The sequence below is a fragment of the Streptomyces tibetensis genome (genome assembly GCF_007655005.1).
GTDB classification, from domain to species: domain Bacteria; phylum Actinomycetota; class Actinomycetes; order Streptomycetales; family Streptomycetaceae; genus Streptomyces; species Streptomyces tibetensis.
In genome coordinates this window covers 282,535-297,730 of the sequence record NZ_SZVW01000003.1, presented here as the reverse complement: position 1 = coordinate 297,730, position 15,196 = coordinate 282,535, and the positions used below count along the sequence as shown (strand labels likewise).

General features: G+C 73.5%; 12 protein-coding genes and 6 tRNA genes. 7 read left to right on the top strand and 11 right to left on the bottom strand.

Annotation, left to right across the window (positions count from 1 at the left end; translation table 11 throughout):
* Window positions 1-28 precede the first annotated feature (28 nt).
* The 3 genes from FDO69_RS06265 to FDO69_RS06255 are packed head-to-tail and all read right to left on the bottom strand — an operon-like array spanning window position 29 to window position 2,781.
* On the bottom strand, window positions 29-853 hold the full coding sequence (locus FDO69_RS06265; protein WP_104778738.1) for a GNAT family N-acetyltransferase: 825 nt from the start codon (window positions 851-853) through the stop codon (window positions 29-31).
* Window positions 854-907: 54 nt separating this feature from the next.
* Window positions 908-1,729, bottom strand: a complete 822-nt coding sequence (locus tag FDO69_RS06260; protein WP_104778737.1) for an aminotransferase class IV — start codon at window positions 1,727-1,729, stop codon at window positions 908-910.
* Window positions 1,726-2,781 carry a chorismate-binding protein gene (locus FDO69_RS06255; protein WP_104778736.1) on the bottom strand — a complete coding sequence of 352 codons (1,056 nt, stop codon included), beginning with the start codon at window positions 2,779-2,781 and terminating at the stop codon, window positions 1,726-1,728. The genes FDO69_RS06260 and FDO69_RS06255 overlap by 4 nt, the downstream gene beginning before the upstream one ends.
* A 178-nt stretch (window positions 2,782-2,959) precedes the next feature.
* Here FDO69_RS06255 and FDO69_RS06250 point away from each other — a divergent pair.
* From FDO69_RS06250 to FDO69_RS06220, 6 genes are all read left to right on the top strand, one after another.
* Window positions 2,960-3,032, top strand: a tRNA-Gly gene (locus FDO69_RS06250).
* A gap of 37 nt (window positions 3,033-3,069) precedes the next feature.
* Window positions 3,070-3,143, top strand: a tRNA-Cys gene (locus FDO69_RS06245).
* A gap of 116 nt (window positions 3,144-3,259) precedes the next feature.
* Window positions 3,260-3,331: transfer RNA gene (locus tag FDO69_RS06235), tRNA-Val, on the top strand.
* A 26-nt stretch (window positions 3,332-3,357) separates the two neighbouring features.
* A tRNA-Val gene (locus FDO69_RS06230) sits at window positions 3,358-3,426 on the top strand.
* A 23-nt stretch (window positions 3,427-3,449) separates the two neighbouring features.
* Window positions 3,450-3,521, top strand: a tRNA-Val gene (locus FDO69_RS06225).
* A 158-nt stretch (window positions 3,522-3,679) separates the two neighbouring features.
* Window positions 3,680-3,751: transfer RNA gene (locus FDO69_RS06220), tRNA-Val, on the top strand.
* A 73-nt stretch (window positions 3,752-3,824) separates the two neighbouring features.
* Here FDO69_RS06220 and FDO69_RS06215 read toward each other — a convergent pair.
* The 4 genes from FDO69_RS06215 to FDO69_RS41795 form a co-directional block, all read right to left on the bottom strand.
* Window positions 3,825-4,115, bottom strand: a complete 291-nt coding sequence (locus tag FDO69_RS06215; RefSeq protein WP_104778735.1) for a TFIIB-type zinc ribbon-containing protein — start codon at window positions 4,113-4,115, stop codon at window positions 3,825-3,827.
* A 79-nt stretch (window positions 4,116-4,194) separates the two neighbouring features.
* The gene (locus tag FDO69_RS06210) at window positions 4,195-5,127 is read right to left on the bottom strand and encodes a phosphotransferase (protein WP_104778734.1); all 933 of its coding nucleotides are present in this window, start codon (window positions 5,125-5,127) and stop codon (window positions 4,195-4,197) included.
* A gap of 412 nt (window positions 5,128-5,539) precedes the next feature.
* Entirely contained in the window at window positions 5,540-5,749 is a 210-nt protein-coding gene (locus FDO69_RS06205; RefSeq protein ID WP_053668257.1) for a hypothetical protein, read from the bottom strand.
* A gap of 236 nt (window positions 5,750-5,985) precedes the next feature.
* Window positions 5,986-6,225, bottom strand: a complete 240-nt coding sequence (locus FDO69_RS41795; RefSeq protein ID WP_104778733.1) for a hypothetical protein — start codon at window positions 6,223-6,225, stop codon at window positions 5,986-5,988.
* Window positions 6,226-6,420: 195 nt separating this feature from the next.
* Here FDO69_RS41795 and FDO69_RS06195 point away from each other — a divergent pair, with 195 nt between their 5' ends.
* Window positions 6,421-7,869 carry a serine/threonine-protein kinase gene (locus FDO69_RS06195; RefSeq protein WP_104778732.1) on the top strand — a complete coding sequence of 483 codons (1,449 nt, stop codon included), beginning with the start codon at window positions 6,421-6,423 and terminating at the stop codon, window positions 7,867-7,869.
* Window positions 7,870-7,923: 54 nt separating this feature from the next.
* Here FDO69_RS06195 and FDO69_RS06190 read toward each other — a convergent pair whose 3' ends face one another.
* The 4 genes from FDO69_RS06190 to cobT form a co-directional block, all read right to left on the bottom strand.
* On the bottom strand, window positions 7,924-8,322 hold the full coding sequence (locus FDO69_RS06190) for an NUDIX domain-containing protein (RefSeq protein ID WP_104778731.1): 399 nt from the start codon (window positions 8,320-8,322) through the stop codon (window positions 7,924-7,926).
* Between the two features lie 3 nt (window positions 8,323-8,325).
* A complete protein-coding gene (locus FDO69_RS06185) occupies window positions 8,326-9,144 on the bottom strand; it encodes a TrmH family RNA methyltransferase (protein ID WP_104778730.1) in 819 nt (272 codons plus the stop codon).
* A gap of 64 nt (window positions 9,145-9,208) precedes the next feature.
* Window positions 9,209-10,450, bottom strand: a complete 1,242-nt coding sequence (gene cobA, locus FDO69_RS06180) for a uroporphyrinogen-III C-methyltransferase (protein WP_104778729.1) — start codon at window positions 10,448-10,450, stop codon at window positions 9,209-9,211.
* Window positions 10,451-10,643: 193 nt separating this feature from the next.
* Complete coding sequence (cobT, locus tag FDO69_RS06175; protein WP_104778728.1) at window positions 10,644-14,984, bottom strand: nicotinate-nucleotide--dimethylbenzimidazole phosphoribosyltransferase; 4,341 nt, start codon at window positions 14,982-14,984, stop codon at window positions 10,644-10,646.
* Window positions 14,985-15,196: the final 212 nt, after the last annotated feature.

Sequence of the window (15,196 nt, the reverse complement as noted above, 5' to 3'; positions counted from 1 at the left end):
CCTCGCCCCGCTCCCGGCTCCCGGGCCGCTAGAGCAGCGGTTTGTACATGGCGTACTGCTCGGTCTCGTAGCCGAGCGAGGCGTAGAGCCGCTCGGCCGGGGTGTTGCCGGAGAAGACGTTGAGACCGAGGGCACGCCTGCCCTCCGCGATCGTCTGGGCCTCGGCCAGCAGCATCAGGGTGCGGCCGTGGCCCTTTCCGCGGTGGGCGGCGTCGGTCTCCACGTCGAAGACGAACGCGTTGTCCGCGCGCACCGCCAGCCACAGCGTGCCCACCGGTGTCCCCAGGTGCTCGACGACGCTGATCAGCATGCCGGGGGTGGCGAGGCCGTCGGGCAGCAGGGTGGCGTGGTCGCGCTCCGACTTGGCCCTGGCCTCGGCCTCCGGGACGCCCCGCTCGATCCAGCTGCGCGCGTAGTCCTCCTTGCCCTTCTCCAGCCAAGGGCCGAACTCCGCCTCGGTCATGGGCCGGGCGCGGGTGCCTTCGGGCAGCTCCGGCGGGGTGTCGCCGAGCTGCTTCTCCATGCCGCGGTTGCGGACGACGTAGCCGAGCGCCGTGGCGAGCCTCAGGCCCGCCTCGGACGTGGCGGGGACCACCGCCTCGATGCGGCGGCACCCCCAGCCGCGCGCCACCTCCTCCGCGGCGAGCGCGGCGACCGTGCCGCGGCCCCGCCTGCGGTCCGGTTCGTCGATGTGCAGCTTCATGATCCGGGCCACCGCCCCGCCGAACACGGGATGCGTGCCGAGGTGTATCGCCCCCACGGGACGGCTGTTCACGCATACCTGGTAGCGGCGTGAGCGCGTCCCGTCGGCGTTCTGCTGAAGCGGCTCGGTCGGCCGCAGGGTCGTGGTCATCAGGGGTGTTCTACCCGCAACCACGGCCCTGTTCAGCCGAATTTCCGGGGGCTGTCAGGGGTCGAGGTCGTTCCCGGCCCGCTCCTCGAAGATCCGCATGGCCTTGGCGGTCACCGGGCCGGGCGCGCCGGGCAGCTCACGGCCGTCGACGCGGTGCACGGCCTGCACGTCCCGCAGGGTGGACGTCAGGAAGATCTCCTCGGCCCGCTCCAGGGCGTCCAGCGGCAGGTCGGTCTCCTTCGCGCCGGTCCATTCGGCCGCCAGCGCGCGGGTGATGCCCGCGAGGCAGCCCGAGGCGAGCGGCGGAGTGTGGATCTCGCCGTCGAGGACGACGAAGACGTTCGACCCGGTGCCCTCGCACAGCTGTCCCACCGTGTTGGCGAACAGGGCCTCGGAGGCGCCCTGTTCGCGGGCCCGGGCCAGAGCGACGACGTTCTCGGCGTACGAGGTGGTCTTCAGGCCGGTGAGGGCGCCGCGCTCGTTGCGGGTCCAGGGCACGGTGATCACGGCGGTGGAGTCGGGGCGGCGGGTCGTCCCGCCGAGGGCGACGACGAGGGTCGGGCCGTGATCGCCGCGGTCGGAGCCGAGGGGGCCGTGGCCGCCGGTGTAGGTGATGCGCAGACGGCCGAGCGGCACGGGGTTGGCGTCGAGGACCGCGGCGCAGGCTCGGCGCACCTCGTCGTGGTCCGGGTCCGGCAGTCCCAGGCCGCGGGCGGACCGGGTCAGCCGGTCGAGGTGCCGGGTGAGGGCGAACGGCCGGCCGTGTACGGCCTTCACCGTCTCGAAGATGCCGTCGCCCACGGTCAGGCCGTGGTCCAAGACGGAGACGCGGGCGGACTCGATGTCCTGCAGTGCGCCGTCGAGCCAGATCTTCACGTCAGGTCCTCCCGCAGGTCCTCTCCACTCACCTCATACTCTCCCGACGCTATCGCGAGCAGCCGGGACGCTTTCAGCTCGGTCTCCCGCCACTCCCCCTCGGGGTCGGAGCCCCAGGTGATGCCGGCACCGGTGCCGAAGCGCAGCACGCCCTCGGCCCGGTCGATCCAGAACGTACGGATGCCGACGGCCAGCTCTCCGACCCCCCGGTCGGCGTCGACCCACCCGATCCCGCCGCAGTACGGCCCCCTGGGCCCCGTCTCCAGGGCGTCGATGATCCGCAGCGCGCTGGACTTGGGCGCGCCGGTGACCGAGCCGGGAGGGAAGGCGGCGCCGATCAGCTCGGCCCAGCCCGCCCCGTGGCCCAGCTCGCCTCGGACCGTCGAGACGAGGTGGACCAGCCCCGGGTGCTTCTCGACGGCGCACAGGTCGGGCACCGTCACACTGCCCGTGGCGCACACCCGCCCGATGTCGTTGCGGACGAGGTCCACGATCATCACGTTCTCGGCGTAGTCCTTCTCCAGCAGGTCCGCCTCCGTCCTGCCGGTGCCCTTGATCGGCCCGGACTCGACGGTCCGGCCGTCGCGGCGCAGGAACAGTTCGGGGGAGGCGGTGGCGATCTCCACGCCGTGCCCGGGCAGGCGAATCGTTCCCGCATACGGTGCCGGGTTGCCGCGGGCGAGCAGTGCCGTGAGGGCGTCCACGTCGGCGCCGGGCGGGACGGGCGCCGACAGCACCCGGCACAGGTTCGCCTGGTAGACCTCGCCGGCCGCGATGTGGTCGCGGATCCGCCGCACGGCGGCCGTGTACGCAGCGCGGTCGAGCGAGGACGTCCAGTCACCGGCCGCCGGTCCGTGCCATGCGCCCGGCACCGGGGCGGGCACGTCCGCGGTCCGGATCTGCGCGAAGCGTGCGCAGGTCAGCCGGCCCTCGAAGTCGGCGCAGACGGCCCAGAAACCGCTGGACTCCAGGGCTTCGGGGTCGTCGGTGACGTCGAGGAGCCCGGTGGCGACACGGTCGCCGAAGCGGGCGAGAGGAGGGAGGTCGAGCACGCAGTCGAGTCTATGGCGGGTGTCTCGCGGGTGGCCGGGGGATGTCCCGTCGGGCGCCCCTGTGACGTCCTTGAGCAGGGGAAGCGCAGCACGCTGCACAAACGCGTTTTTGTACTGGCCCGGGAATCCGCTAGAGTTCAACACGTCGCCGGGCCGCGAGAGCGGACCGAAACGACAGGCGGACGTAGCTCAGTTGGTAGAGCGCAACCTTGCCAAGGTTGAGGTCGCGAGTTCGAACCTCGTCGTCCGCTCGAAGGAAGAGGGGGACTCCCGGTCCCCTACACTCCTGGTGGAGTGGCCGAGAGGCGAGGCAACGGCCTGCAAAGCCGTCTACACGGGTTCAAATCCCGTCTCCACCTCCAAGGACGATTAGCTCAGCGGGAGAGCGCTTCCCTGACACGGAAGAGGTCACTGGTTCAATCCCAGTATCGCGCACGCAGCGCCCGCGTACGGACCCAGTCCGTGCGCATGGCCCCGAGGACGATTATCTCAGCGGGAGAGCGCCTCCCTGACACGGAAGAGGGCACTGGTTCAATCCCAGTATCGTCCACTGGATCTATCACGAGCCCACCCGCGCGATTAGCGCAGCGGGAGAGCGCTTCCCTGACACGGAAGAGGTCACTGGTTCAATCCCAGTATCGTCCACTGGATCTCTCACGATCCCACCCGCGCGATTAGCTCAGCGGGAGAGCGCTTCCCTGACACGGAAGAGGTCACTGGTTCAATCCCAGTATCGCGCACGCAGTGCCCGCGTACGGACACAGTCCGTGCGCATGGCCCCGAGGACGATTAGCTCAGCGGGAGAGGCGCGATTAGCGCAGCAAGAGGTCACTGGTTCAATCCCAGTATCGCGCACGCAGTGCCCGCGTACGGACACAGTCCGTGCGCATGGCCCCGAGGACGATTAGCTCAGCGGGAGAGCGCTTCCCTGACACGGAAGAGGTCACTGGTTCAATCCCAGTATCGTCCACATCACACAGGAGCCCCCGGCCGTTCGCGGCCGGGGGCTCCTTGCGTCTCGCGACGCCGTCCTTGGACGTGTGTCAGGACGAGAACAGCATGTGACCGAAGCTCTTGCTGCGGTGGTGGCCGTGATGACCGTGATGGCCGTGGCCGCCGTGCGGGGCGCCCCAGGCGGGAGCCGGCGGGGCGGGGTAGGCCTGCGGGGCGGCCGGAGGCGGCGGGGCGGGCTGGGACCACTGGGCCTCCAGCCGCGTCAGCGACTCCAGCTCGCCGTAGTCGAGAAAGATCCCGCGGCAGCCGCTGCACTGCTCGATCTGGACACCGTTGCGGTTGTACGTGTGCATCGGCGCACGGCACTTCGGACACTGCATGGTCGTTCAACTCCTCGCCGGTCGGTCCTGCTTCACATCTCGCCAGGACAGACTCTGTCCCGCTGCAGTCGGTTGCACCCTACTTCGTGTGCTCCTGCGCCAACTGTGGCGGGACGGTAGCCATTCGGTCACAGGCGTCCACGACCGACTGCTCCACCTCGTCCAGCGGGCGCCCGGCCGCGACCGCCTTGGCGACGGCCCGGGCCGCGGTCTGCGCGGTGAGGGCGCGGGCGGTGACGTCGAGAGCGGGCCAGGGATCGCCCTCGACCGGGACGGCGGGACCGCCGGCCTCGCGGTACGCGGCGAGGAACCGGTTCCATTCCTCGGGCGGGAGCAGGCCGCAGGCGTACCAGGCGGCGGGGCGGGCGAGGTCCCAGGCGGGGACGCCGGTGCCGAGGTCGTCCACGTCTATCAGCAGCCAGGGGCCGTCGGCGGGGCGACGCACGAGCTGGCCGAGGTGGAGGTCGCCGTGGCAGAGGGTGCTGGTGTGCGGCATCGGGGCCTCGGCCCGGGCCCAGGGCGGGAGGGTGGCCCAGGCGCGCAGGACGGAGGCGGCCGCGGGGTGCGGGCCGGCCTCGCGGAGCCGGGCCACGGCTCGGGCGGCCTTGGCAGGGCCACGCATGGGGGGCAGGCCCCGCGGGGCCGGAGTGCGGTGGAGGCGGGCGAGGAGGGTGGCGGCGGCCTCCCAAGGGGCGGCGTCCGGGTCGTCGGGATCCACAGGGGCGCCGTACGGCCAGAACGTCACGAGGCGGCCGTGCAGGGCGAGCGGAGTGGGGTCGAGTGGGGGCAGGAGGATGCCGGGGAGGCGGGTGGCCAGGGTGAGGCGGCCGGCGAGTTCGGCCGGGTCGCTGTCCGGTGGGTGGGCCTTCGCGACGGTGTCCGCGTGGCGTACGACGATGCCGTCCGGGCGGTCCGCGAGCGTGGCCGCGCCGCAGGGGCAGGCCGACGAACGCGCGTGGGCGGCGGCTCGTGCCCTGGCGGCGAGCGCACGCAGGAGTGGGGCGGGGGTCACGGGCCGAGGGTACGTGCGGTACCTGCGGTGAGGTGCGCGGTGTCAGGAACTGCCGGCATCGGGTGCGCGGTGTCAGGCACTTTCGGCATCGAGTGCGCGGTGTCAGGAGCCTTCGGCAGAGGCTGCTCGGTGTCGGGAACTGCCAACATCGGGCGCTCGGCGTCGGGCCTGCGGCTGGGGCCGGGTGGGGGCGGCCCGATGGAGTGGGATGCCGCTGGGCCTTCCCGTGCCGCCCCTGGCCGGCACGCATGCCGGTCGCGGAGGTGAGTGGAACCGGCTGGGGGAAAAGCAATGCCGGCGCAGCTCCCCAGCTGCGCCGGCATTTGTGCCGTCCGCCGCACCCCCGTCCCCACGGGGTTTCATGGGTGTGATGTCCCCGCCCGGACCGCTCTTCCGGGCCTGGGGTCGCCGCTCAGCGCCCCAGCATCTCTCCCACGGACGACGCCTGTGTGGCCACTGTCTCCCACCCGTCGAAGACGAGGAGGAGCAGGACCGCCAGGGGAAGGGCCATCAGCGTCGCCACCAGCGGGTGGCGACGGCCCTGGCGGCGCGGGCGGAACGCGGCGGCGTACGCCTTGCGTCCCTCCTCGCGGAGCAGTGTCCGCGGTGCCGTCTGGGCCATGGGTCCCTCTCCTGACCGTTCTCAGTTGTCGTTGGCAGCGGCGGGCGTCTGACCTCGGGGGACGAGTGCTGCCACCCGCCGCTTGACCTCAAATCTAGGCGTCCGGGCCCTCCCCGGCGTCATGCCCTCGTACCGATTGCCGGGCCTCCCCGAGGATGAGCCGCCACCTGCGATGTACTCCCCTGGGTGGAGACGGGGGCGCGGGTCTCAGGGTCTTCCCCGACGGGCCGCCGGGATCATCCCTCTTTGTCCGAGCTCTCCTCGCGCGGAACGGGCTGTTCCACCAGGGCCAGCACCCGATTCGCCATGAAGCGGGCAGTACGCACGACCCTCCCACTACGGGTGACTTCGCTCACTTCCACGACACCTCGGCGTACCGTCGTCTCCACCCTGCGTCCCGCTCTGCTCGCCACGACCTCATACGTCCGCGTCGTGTCCCCCGCGTCCACGACTATCTCCACACGATCACCCTTCACAGGACCAATCCCCCTTCTGCGACGGGTGGTTGGGATCACTCGCCACGCGAAGTCCGCCTCTTCGCGCCCTCCCTGACCACCTTTCAAGTCTCCCACCCACCACTGACAATCCATCACGCCGAGAGGGCGCGGCCTCTGCGCGCGGGCGGCCGCGGAAACGTAAGCTGTGGCTCGTCACAGGACCGGGCAGCGGGGATGAACATGGCGATGATGCGCCTGAGGCGCGAGGACCCGCGCGTCGTCGGCTCGTTCAAGCTTCACAGACGGCTCGGCGCGGGCGGGATGGGCGTGGTCTACCTGGGCTCCGACAAGAAGGGGCAGCGGGTCGCGCTCAAGGTCATCCGTCCCGACCTGGCGGAGGACCAGGAGTTCCGCTCCCGGTTCGCCCGTGAGGTCTCGGCGGCCCGGCGGATCCGTGGTGGCTGCACGGCCCGGCTGGTGGCCGCCGACCTCGACGCGGACCGCCCCTGGTTCGCGACACAGTACGTACCCGGCCCTTCGCTGCACGACAAGGTCGCGGCCGAGGGGCCGCTCTGCGCGGCCGATGTCGCGGCCGTCGGCGCCGCCCTTTCGGAGGGCCTGGTCGCGGTGCACGAGGCCGGAGTGGTGCACCGGGACCTGAAGCCGTCCAACATCCTGCTGTCCCCCAAGGGGCCGCGGATCATCGACTTCGGCATCGCCTGGGCCACCGGCGCCTCGACGCTCACCCATGTGGGCACGGCGGTCGGCTCGCCCGGCTTCCTCGCGCCGGAGCAGGTGCGCGGGGCCGCCGTCACACCGGCCACGGACGTGTTCTCGCTCGGCGCCACGCTCGCGTACTCCTCGATGGGCGACTCGCCCTTCGGGCACGGCAGTTCCGAGGTGATGCTGTACCGCGTGGTGCACGAGGAGCCGCAGCTGCACGGTGTGCCCGACGCGCTGGCCCCGCTCGTCCGGGCGTGTCTGGCGAAGGACCCCGAGGAGCGGCCCAGCACGCTCCAACTGTCGTTGCGGCTGAAGGAGATCGCGGCCCGGGAGTCGCAGGACCTCGCCGGCGTCCGGCCGCCCGCGCCGCGCGGTGCCGACGGCGACCGGCCCGTCGACACCTACCCCGATCGGACCCGGCGTCCGCAGGGACAGCAGAGTTCCGGGGCGCAGCGGGGCCGGGGCACTCCCCCGCCCCGGGGTTCGTCTCCCTCCCGGGACGGCCATGCCTCGACGGACGGTACGGCTTCGCAGACCGGTGCGCGGGGCGGAGCCCGGGCGACCGGGGGCGGGAACCGGTCGCCGGAGAGTGGAAACCGCGGCAGGACCCCGATGCGCGGGCCCGGTGCCTCGCGGGGCGGCACCCCGTCGCGGTCGGGGCCACGGCCCACGCCCACCGGACGCGACGGGACGCGGTCGGGCAGTGGCGGGCGCCCCGCCCCGCACAGCGGCACCGGGCGCCCGGCGTCCAGGAACACGGGGACGAAACTACGGCCCGCCAATCCGCGGTTGCTGCGGCAGCGGCTGTTCGTGTTCGTCGTGGTGACATTGCTGGTGGCGGTCGGTATCGCCCTGGTGCAGGGCTGCCAGGGACCGGCGCGGGGGCTCGGCGGCGACGGGGGCGGCGTGCGGCAGGAGCACGTCCAGCAGGACGGTCTCCCGCGGAACTTCGAGCCGTAGGAAACCGGGGCGCGCGACTGCGGCCGTGGAGCGACGCCCGGCTTCAGCGGGCTGTCACAGCTCCGGCAGGATCCTCTCGAAGAACTCGCGGTCGCCGTCGAAGACCGGGTCAAGGGCCAGGAACTCCCCCGGGGTGACCCAGCGGGTCTCGGCGACCTCGCGCGGGTCGGGGACCACCTCGCCGGTGTCGGCCCGGGCGGTCCACCAGTGGAGCCGGAAACGGTGGTCGTCGGTCTCCGACTCCCAGACCTTCGCCTCCGGTACGACGGTGAGGCCGACCTCCTCGTGGACCTCCCGGACGACCGCCTGCTCTTGGCTCTCGCCCGGCTCGACCTTGCCGCTCAGGGGCTGCCAGTAGCCGGGCCGGGCGACGGCCGGGCCACGCCGGATCGCCAGGAGGCGCTCGCCGCGCCGGAGCACGGCGACGATCGCCTCGCGCTGCTCCCAGGCCATGACCTAGGCCGTGGGCCGGCCGGTGGCCACGGCGTAGAAGGCCACGGCTGCGGCCGCGCCGACGTTGAGGGAGTCGACGCCGTGGGACATCGGGATGCGGACCCACTCGTCGGCGGCGACCAGGGCCTGGGTGGACAGGCCGTCGCCCTCTGCGCCGAGCATGAGGGCCACGCGGTCCATGGTGTGCGGGGCGGCCTCGTCGAGGGACCGGGCCTTCTCGTCGGGGGTGAGGGCGAGGAGGGTGAAGCCCGCCTCGCGGACCGACTCCAGGCCCTTGGGCCAGGTGTCGAGGCGGGCGTACGGGACGGAGAAGACCGCGCCCATGGAGACCTTCACGCTGCGGCGGTAGAGGGGGTCGGCGCAGTCGGGCGAGAGCAGGACGGCGTCCATGCCGAGGGCGGCGGCCGACCGGAAGATGGCGCCGATGTTGGTGTGGTCGTTGACCGACTCCATGATGACGACGCGGCGGGCGGTCCGGAGCAGGTCGGCGGCCGTCGGCAGGGGTTTGCGCTGCATGGAGGCGAGCGCGCCGCGGTGCACGTGGTAGCCGGTGACCTGCTCGGCGAGCTCCGGGCTGACGGCGTAGACCGGGGCGGGGAGTTCGTCGATGACGTCGCGCATGACGTCGACCCACTTGGCCGAGAGCAGCATGGACCGCATCTCGTAGCCCGCTTCCTTGGCCCTTCTGATGACCTTCTCGCCCTCGGCGATGAACAGGCCCTCGGCGGGTTCGCGCTTGCGGCGCAGCTCCACGTCGGTCAGGCCGGTGTAGTCGCGCAGACGCGGGTCGTCGGGATCCTCGACGGTGATGAGATCGGCCACAGGGTGATACTGCCTTGTCCTGGGTGTGGTGCCAACGGCTCGGGACGGGTTGGGTTACCCGGGGTTACTCTTTTGTCGCCGAGGCCGGGGCGCCGACCTTCACGACCTCGCCGATGACGATGACCGCCGGGGGCTTCACGTCCTCGGTCCGCACGGTCTCCGCGACCGTCGCGAGGGTCGCGTCGACGCGGCGCTGGGCGGCGGTCGTGCCCTCCTGGACGAGGGCGACGGGGGTGCCGGCCGGCTTTCCGTGGGCGACGAGCGTCTCGGCGATCTTTCCGATCTTGTCGACGCCCATGAGGATCACCAGCGTGCCGGTCAGGCGGGCCAGGGACGGCCAGTCGACCAGGGAGCGCTCGTCGTCGGGCGCGACATGGCCGCTGACGACGGTGAACTCGTGGGCGACGCCGCGATGGGTGACCGGGATGCCGGCCGCGCCCGGGACCGAGATCGAGCTGGAGATCCCGGGGACGACCGTGCAGGGGATGCCGGCCTCGGCGAGGGCCTGGAGCTCCTCCATTCCACGGCCGAAGACGTACGGGTCGCCGCCCTTCAGCCGGACGACCGACTTGCCCTGCTTCGCGTGCTCGATCAGCGCGTGGTTGATGGCCTCCTGGGCCATGAAGCGGCCGTAGGGGATCTTCGCCGCGTCGATCACCTCGACGTGGGGCGGGAGTTCGGCGAGGAGGTCGCGCGGGCCGAGGCGGTCCGCGATGACGACGTCCGCCTCGGCGAGCAGGCGGCGGCCGCGCACGGTGATGAGGTCCGGGTCGCCGGGGCCGCCGCCGACCAGGGCGACTCCGGGGGTGCGGGTGCGGTGGTGCGGGGCGACGAGTGTGCCGTCGCGCAGGCCTTCGACGACCGCGTCGCGGACGGCCGCGGTGTGGCGGGGGTCGCGCCCCTTGGCGTCGGTGGTCAGGACGGCGACCGTGAGGCCCTCGCTGTGGCCGGTGGCCGGGGTCCAGGCCGTGGCCTTGTCGGCGTCGTCGGACCGGACGCACCAGACGCGGTGGCGTTCCGCCTCGGCCGATGCCGTGCCGTTCGCCTCCGTGTCGCCGGTGGCGATCAGGGCGTACCAGGCGTCGGCGAGGTCGCCCTCCTGGTACGGGCGCCTCAGCCAGGTGATCTCGCCGGCGTCCGCCATGGCCTCGACCGAGGGGGTCGCCTCGGGGGACACGAGGAGGATGTCCGCGCCCGCCGCGATCAGCGCCGGGAGGCGGCGCTGGGCGACCTGGCCGCCGCCGAGGACGACCACACGACGGCCGGTGAGGCGGAGGCCTACGGGGTAGGCGGGGTGTTCGGCCATGAGGTGCGGCTCCTGTTGCGGCGGTGTTCAGTGCCCTGACGTGCGGATTTTAGTGGGCGGGAGGGAGAGCGGCTCAGGTGGTCCAGTGGCTGGGCACCCGAGGGTGCCGCCGGTGGGCGGTCCGGGGCGGTCCGGACGGGCGCTGCACTCTGCGGGACGCCCGCCCACTGACCCACGGGGAGGGCCGGGAGCCCTACTTCTCCGTCACTCCTGCCGAATCGAACGTCGCCACCTCGTGCATCGCCCGGGCCGTGCTCTGGACCAGCGGCAGGGCGAGCAGGGCACCGGTGCCCTCGCCGAGCCGCAGGTCGAGGTCGACCAGGGGGCGCAGGCCCAGCTTGTTGAGGGCGGCGACGTGTCCCGGCTCGGCGCTGCGGTGGCCCGCGATGCACGCGGCCAGTACCTCCGGCGCGATCGCGCGGGCGACCAGGGCGGCGGCGCCGGCGCTGACGCCGTCCAGGATCACCGGCGTCCGCAGGGAGGCGCCGCCGAGGAGCAGGCCGACGATGGCGGCGTGCTCGAAGCCTCCGATCGCGGCGAGCACGCCGATCGGGTCGGCCGGGTCCGGCTGGTGCAGTTCCAGGGCGCGGCGCACGACCTCGGTCTTGCGGGCGAGGGTCTCGTCGTTGATTCCGGTTCCCCGGCCCGTGACCTCCGCCGGGTCCGCACCCGTGAAGACGGAGATCAGGGCGGCGGACGCGGTGGTGTTCGCGATGCCCATCTCACCGGTCAGCAGGGCCTTGTTGCCGGCGGCGACCAGATCGCGGGCGGTCTCGATGCCGACCTCGATGGCCTGCTTGGCCTCCTCGCGGGTCATGGCGGGGCCGGTCGTCAGGTCGGACGTGCCGGCACGGATCTTGCGGGGCAGCAGGCCAGGGGTGGCCGGCAGGTCGGCGGCAACGCCCACGTCCACGATGCACACCTCGGCACCGACCTGGGTGGCGAAGGCGTTGCAGACGGCCCCGCCGCCCAGGAAGTTGGCCACCATCTGGGCCGTGACCTCCTGCGGCCAGGGGGTGACGCCCTGGGCGTGCACACCGTGGTCGCCCGCGAAGATCGCGACGGCCGCGGGCTCCGGGATGGGCGGCGGGCACTGGCGGGACAGGCCGGACAGCTGCGCGGAGATGATCTCCAGCATGCCCAGCGCTCCGGCCGGCTTGGTCATACGCTTCTGGCGCTCCCACGCCTCGCCGAGCGCCTTGGCGTCCAGCGGGCGGATCTGCGCGACGGTCTCGGCGAGCAGGTCGTGGGGTTCCTCTCCGGGCAGGGCACGGCGGCCGTATGTCTCTTCGTGCACGACCCACGACAGCGGGCGGCGCTTGGACCAGCCGGCCTGCAACAGCTCGGGCTCGTCCGGGAACTCGTCGACGTAGCCGACGCACAGGTAGGCGATGATCTCCAGGTGCTCGGGCAGGCCGAGGGCGCGGACCATCTCGCGCTCGTCGAAGAAGCTCACCCAGCCGACGCCGAGGCCTTCGGCGCGGGCGGCGAGCCAGAGGTTCTCCACGGCCAGGGCGGCCGAGTACGGGGCCATCTGGGGCTGGGTGTGGCGGCCGAGGGTGTGGCGGCCGCCACGGGTCGGGTCGGCGGTGACGACGATGTTCACCGGCGTGTCGAGGATGGCCTCGATCTTCAGTTCCTTGAACTGCTTCGCCCGGCCCTTGGGGAGGGACTTCGCGTAGGCGTCGCGCTGGCGCATGGCCAGTTCGTGCATCGCGCGCCGTGTGTCGGCGGAGCGGATGACGACGAAGTCCCACGGCTGCGAGTGGCCGACGGACGGGGCGTGGTGGGCGGCCTCCAGGACGCGCAGCAGCACCTCGTGCGGGATCGGGTCGCTGCGGAAGCCGTTGCGGATGTCGCGGCGTTCGCGCATGACCTTCAGGACGGCCTCGCGCTCGGCGGGGTCGTAGCCGGGGGCCGCGGGGCCGGTGGACTGTCGGGCTTCTGCCACTGCGGCCGCACTCTCTTCTCGGCGTTCCTGGTCGGCCAGGTCTTCCTGTTCGGCGGCCCGGGTGTCCAGGTCGTCGGCGTTCTGTGCGAGTTCGGCGTCGCCGGCGCGGGGTGCCGGGACGGTGACGGCGGGTGCGGAGGGCTCCGGCGTCTCGGGCGTCGCCGGCGGCGACTGCTGCGGGCCCTGCACCGGCTGCCCGGGCTGCTCGTCCGCGGCCGGGGCGGGGAGGACGACGGTGACGTCCTCGGCGGATGTCGGAGCGTCGGGGGCAGGGCCGGGCTCGACGGTCTCGGCGGTCGGGGCGGCCGTGACCGCCTCCGGCGCCTGGGCCGGGTCTGCCGCGTCGGCGGTGGGGGCTGTCGCGGCGGTGGCGGCAGGCACGGGCGCCTCGGGTGCCTGAGCGGGTGCGGGGGCCGGGGCCTCGGCCGGTGCGGGGGCCTCGTCGGGTGTCGCTGCCGCGGGGGGCTGGGCCGGGGCGGTCGCTTCCGGGGTGGTGTCCGGCGCGGGGGCGGGTGTCTCGGCAGGCTCGGCGGCCAGGGCTGCCGGTTCCGGGGCCGGGGTGACGGCACCGTCCGCCGGCGGGGCAGCGCTGCCTTCGGCGACCTGGGCCGGGCCGGGGGTGGCGGCGGCCTCGGCGGACGGAGCGGTCGCTTCCGGGCCGACCTGCTCGGTGGCCTGGGCGGCGTCGACCTGGCCGGGTGCCTCGGGGAGAGGGCCGGGCGGGGTGGGCTGCGGGGCCGCCGCCTCGGGGTCCTGCACGGCTGGCGCAGCGTCAATTACCGGCTGCGGCTGCGGCTGCGGCTGCGGCTGCGGACCAGCGTCTTCGGCGCCGGCCTCCGGATCCGGCTCCGCGGTCTCGGAGGCGGTGGCGGTGGCGGTGGCGTCCGCACCGGGTCCAGCCTCGGCCGGGCCTGATGCGGCGGCATCGGGGGCAACGCCCGGGGCCGGCATCTGCGCAACGGCCTCCGGGGCCGGGGCCGCTGCGTCGGGCGCGGGCGCGGCAGCGTCTGGGACTGCCTCGTCCGATACCTGGGCGGGGGCCTCTCCGCCGGTGGGCTCGGGCGGGATGACGGCCGAGTGCTCCGGGGCAGCGGCGGCATCCGGGAACGGGACCGCCTCCGGGACCTGGCCGGCCTGCGGAGCCTGGTCGGGCTGCGGAGCAGGAGCCGCCACGGCCTGCGGAGCCTGGTCGGCCTGCGGGGCAGGAGCCGCCACGGCCTGCGGAGCCTGGTCGGCCTGCGGGGCAGGAGCCGCCACGGCCTGCTCGGCAGCGGGTGTCGGGGCCTGTTCGCCGGAGGCGTCCGGCCCGGGAGCCTCAGGAGAGCCTCCGGCAGGTTCACCGTTGTGCGCAGGGCCGTTCACGACAGGTCCCGGCTCCGAAGCCGGCGGTGCGACCGCTTCCGGAGCAGCCACGGTCCCCGCGTCGGCGGCAGTCACCGGGCCCGCGTCGGCAACGGCGGCGGTTCCGGCGGGGTCACCCGCGACGGCCTCAGCCTGCTCGGGAGTCACGTACCCGGCCTCGGTCACCTGAGCCTCGGTCACCTGAACCCCTGCCACCTGAGCCTCGGCCGCACCGGTGGGACCACCGGCAGCGACCAGACCGGCCTGGGCGGCAGTCACTCGGCCCACCGCCGCGTCCACGTCCAGGACTGCGGGGTCTGCCCCCTGCGCGGCCATGACCTCCTCCGGGGCGACGACTTGGGCCCCGTCCGGGACGACACCCGCACCAGCGGGGACGGCCACACCGACGGGAACACCCGCAGGGGCCTGGCCGGCCTCGGCCGCAGCCGGCTGACCCTCCGCCGGGCCCACTCCCGGCACCGCATCCGGAACCACGGGGTCGCCTACGGCAGCCGCGTCGGCGTCGGGGACGACCTGCTCGGGCTCGGCGGTCGCCAGGGGCGGGCCCGCGGGCTGCTCGGCGTCGACGGGCTGCGCGGGTGCGGCCGGAGCCGACGGCGTCGTGTGGTCCGTCTCCGTCGGCACCTGGGTCGCGACCGTCTCGGCCGTGCCCATCGGTTCCGCCGCCGGAACAACCGTTTCCGCAGTCGCCACCCCGGCGCTCACCTGGGCCGGGTGCGGGGCCGGTACGCCCCAGGGCGTGGCGGGCTGCGTCTGCGCCTCGGAGGTACGGGAGCCGTCGAGGTACTCGGGACCCGCCGAGGACGCTGCCGGCTGGCGTGCCGGCGCGTCGGCGGGGCCGCGGTCGGCGAGGGAGCGGACGGGGCTCGCCGAGCTGTCGGGCAGCGGCGGGCCGAGGTGCAGGGGTCGGCGCGGGGTGATGGGCGGAATCGGCGGCGGGTCGGGCAGGCGGACGCCGCCGAGGTCGACGGAGCCGCTGTCGCGGCCGGAGATCTCGTGCGGTCCGGGCTGGTGCACGGTCTCCTGGACCGGCTCCGGCGCGGGCGGCGGGACCTCGTTGCCCCAGGCGCCCTGGGCGCCCGGCAACAGCAGCAGGTCTTCGTCCTCGGCGGTGGTCTCGGAGAGGTAGGGGTACGCACCGGGCGCGGGGGCGTCCGGCTGCTCCACCATGCCTGCGCTCTCCGGCAGTCCCTCGCCCGGGACCTGGCCGGTGTCGGTCATGCGTACCCCTCGCCCATCGGTTAGTGCTCCTACGACCAGCTCGCCCGGAACGGCGCACCGACCGCCCCGCAGTGAAGAACGAGCGTGCGTCCCCAGCGGCACGAACGGTCCGCCCGGAAAAGGCGACAAAGCCATTCACTGGCATTGTCGCGGTCGAACCACCCCCACGGCAGCTTGATCCGCGACGGTTCCGCTGTGGACTGCGCCACGTT

Coding starts and splice junctions, on each gene's coding strand:
- cobT (WP_104778728.1), bottom strand. CDS start 14,984: ATGACCGACACCGGCCAGGTCCCGGGCGAGGGACTGCCGGAGAGCGCA.
- FDO69_RS06205 (WP_053668257.1), bottom strand. CDS start 5,749: ATGGCCCAGACGGCACCGCGGACACTGCTCCGCGAGGAGGGACGCAAG.
- FDO69_RS06195 (WP_104778732.1), top strand. CDS start 6,421: ATGAACATGGCGATGATGCGCCTGAGGCGCGAGGACCCGCGCGTCGTC.
- FDO69_RS06215 (WP_104778735.1), bottom strand. CDS start 4,115: ATGCAGTGTCCGAAGTGCCGTGCGCCGATGCACACGTACAACCGCAAC.
- cobA (WP_104778729.1), bottom strand. CDS start 10,450: ATGGCCGAACACCCCGCCTACCCCGTAGGCCTCCGCCTCACCGGCCGT.
- FDO69_RS06190 (WP_104778731.1), bottom strand. CDS start 8,322: ATGGCCTGGGAGCAGCGCGAGGCGATCGTCGCCGTGCTCCGGCGCGGC.
- FDO69_RS06265 (WP_104778738.1), bottom strand. CDS start 853: ATGACCACGACCCTGCGGCCGACCGAGCCGCTTCAGCAGAACGCCGAC.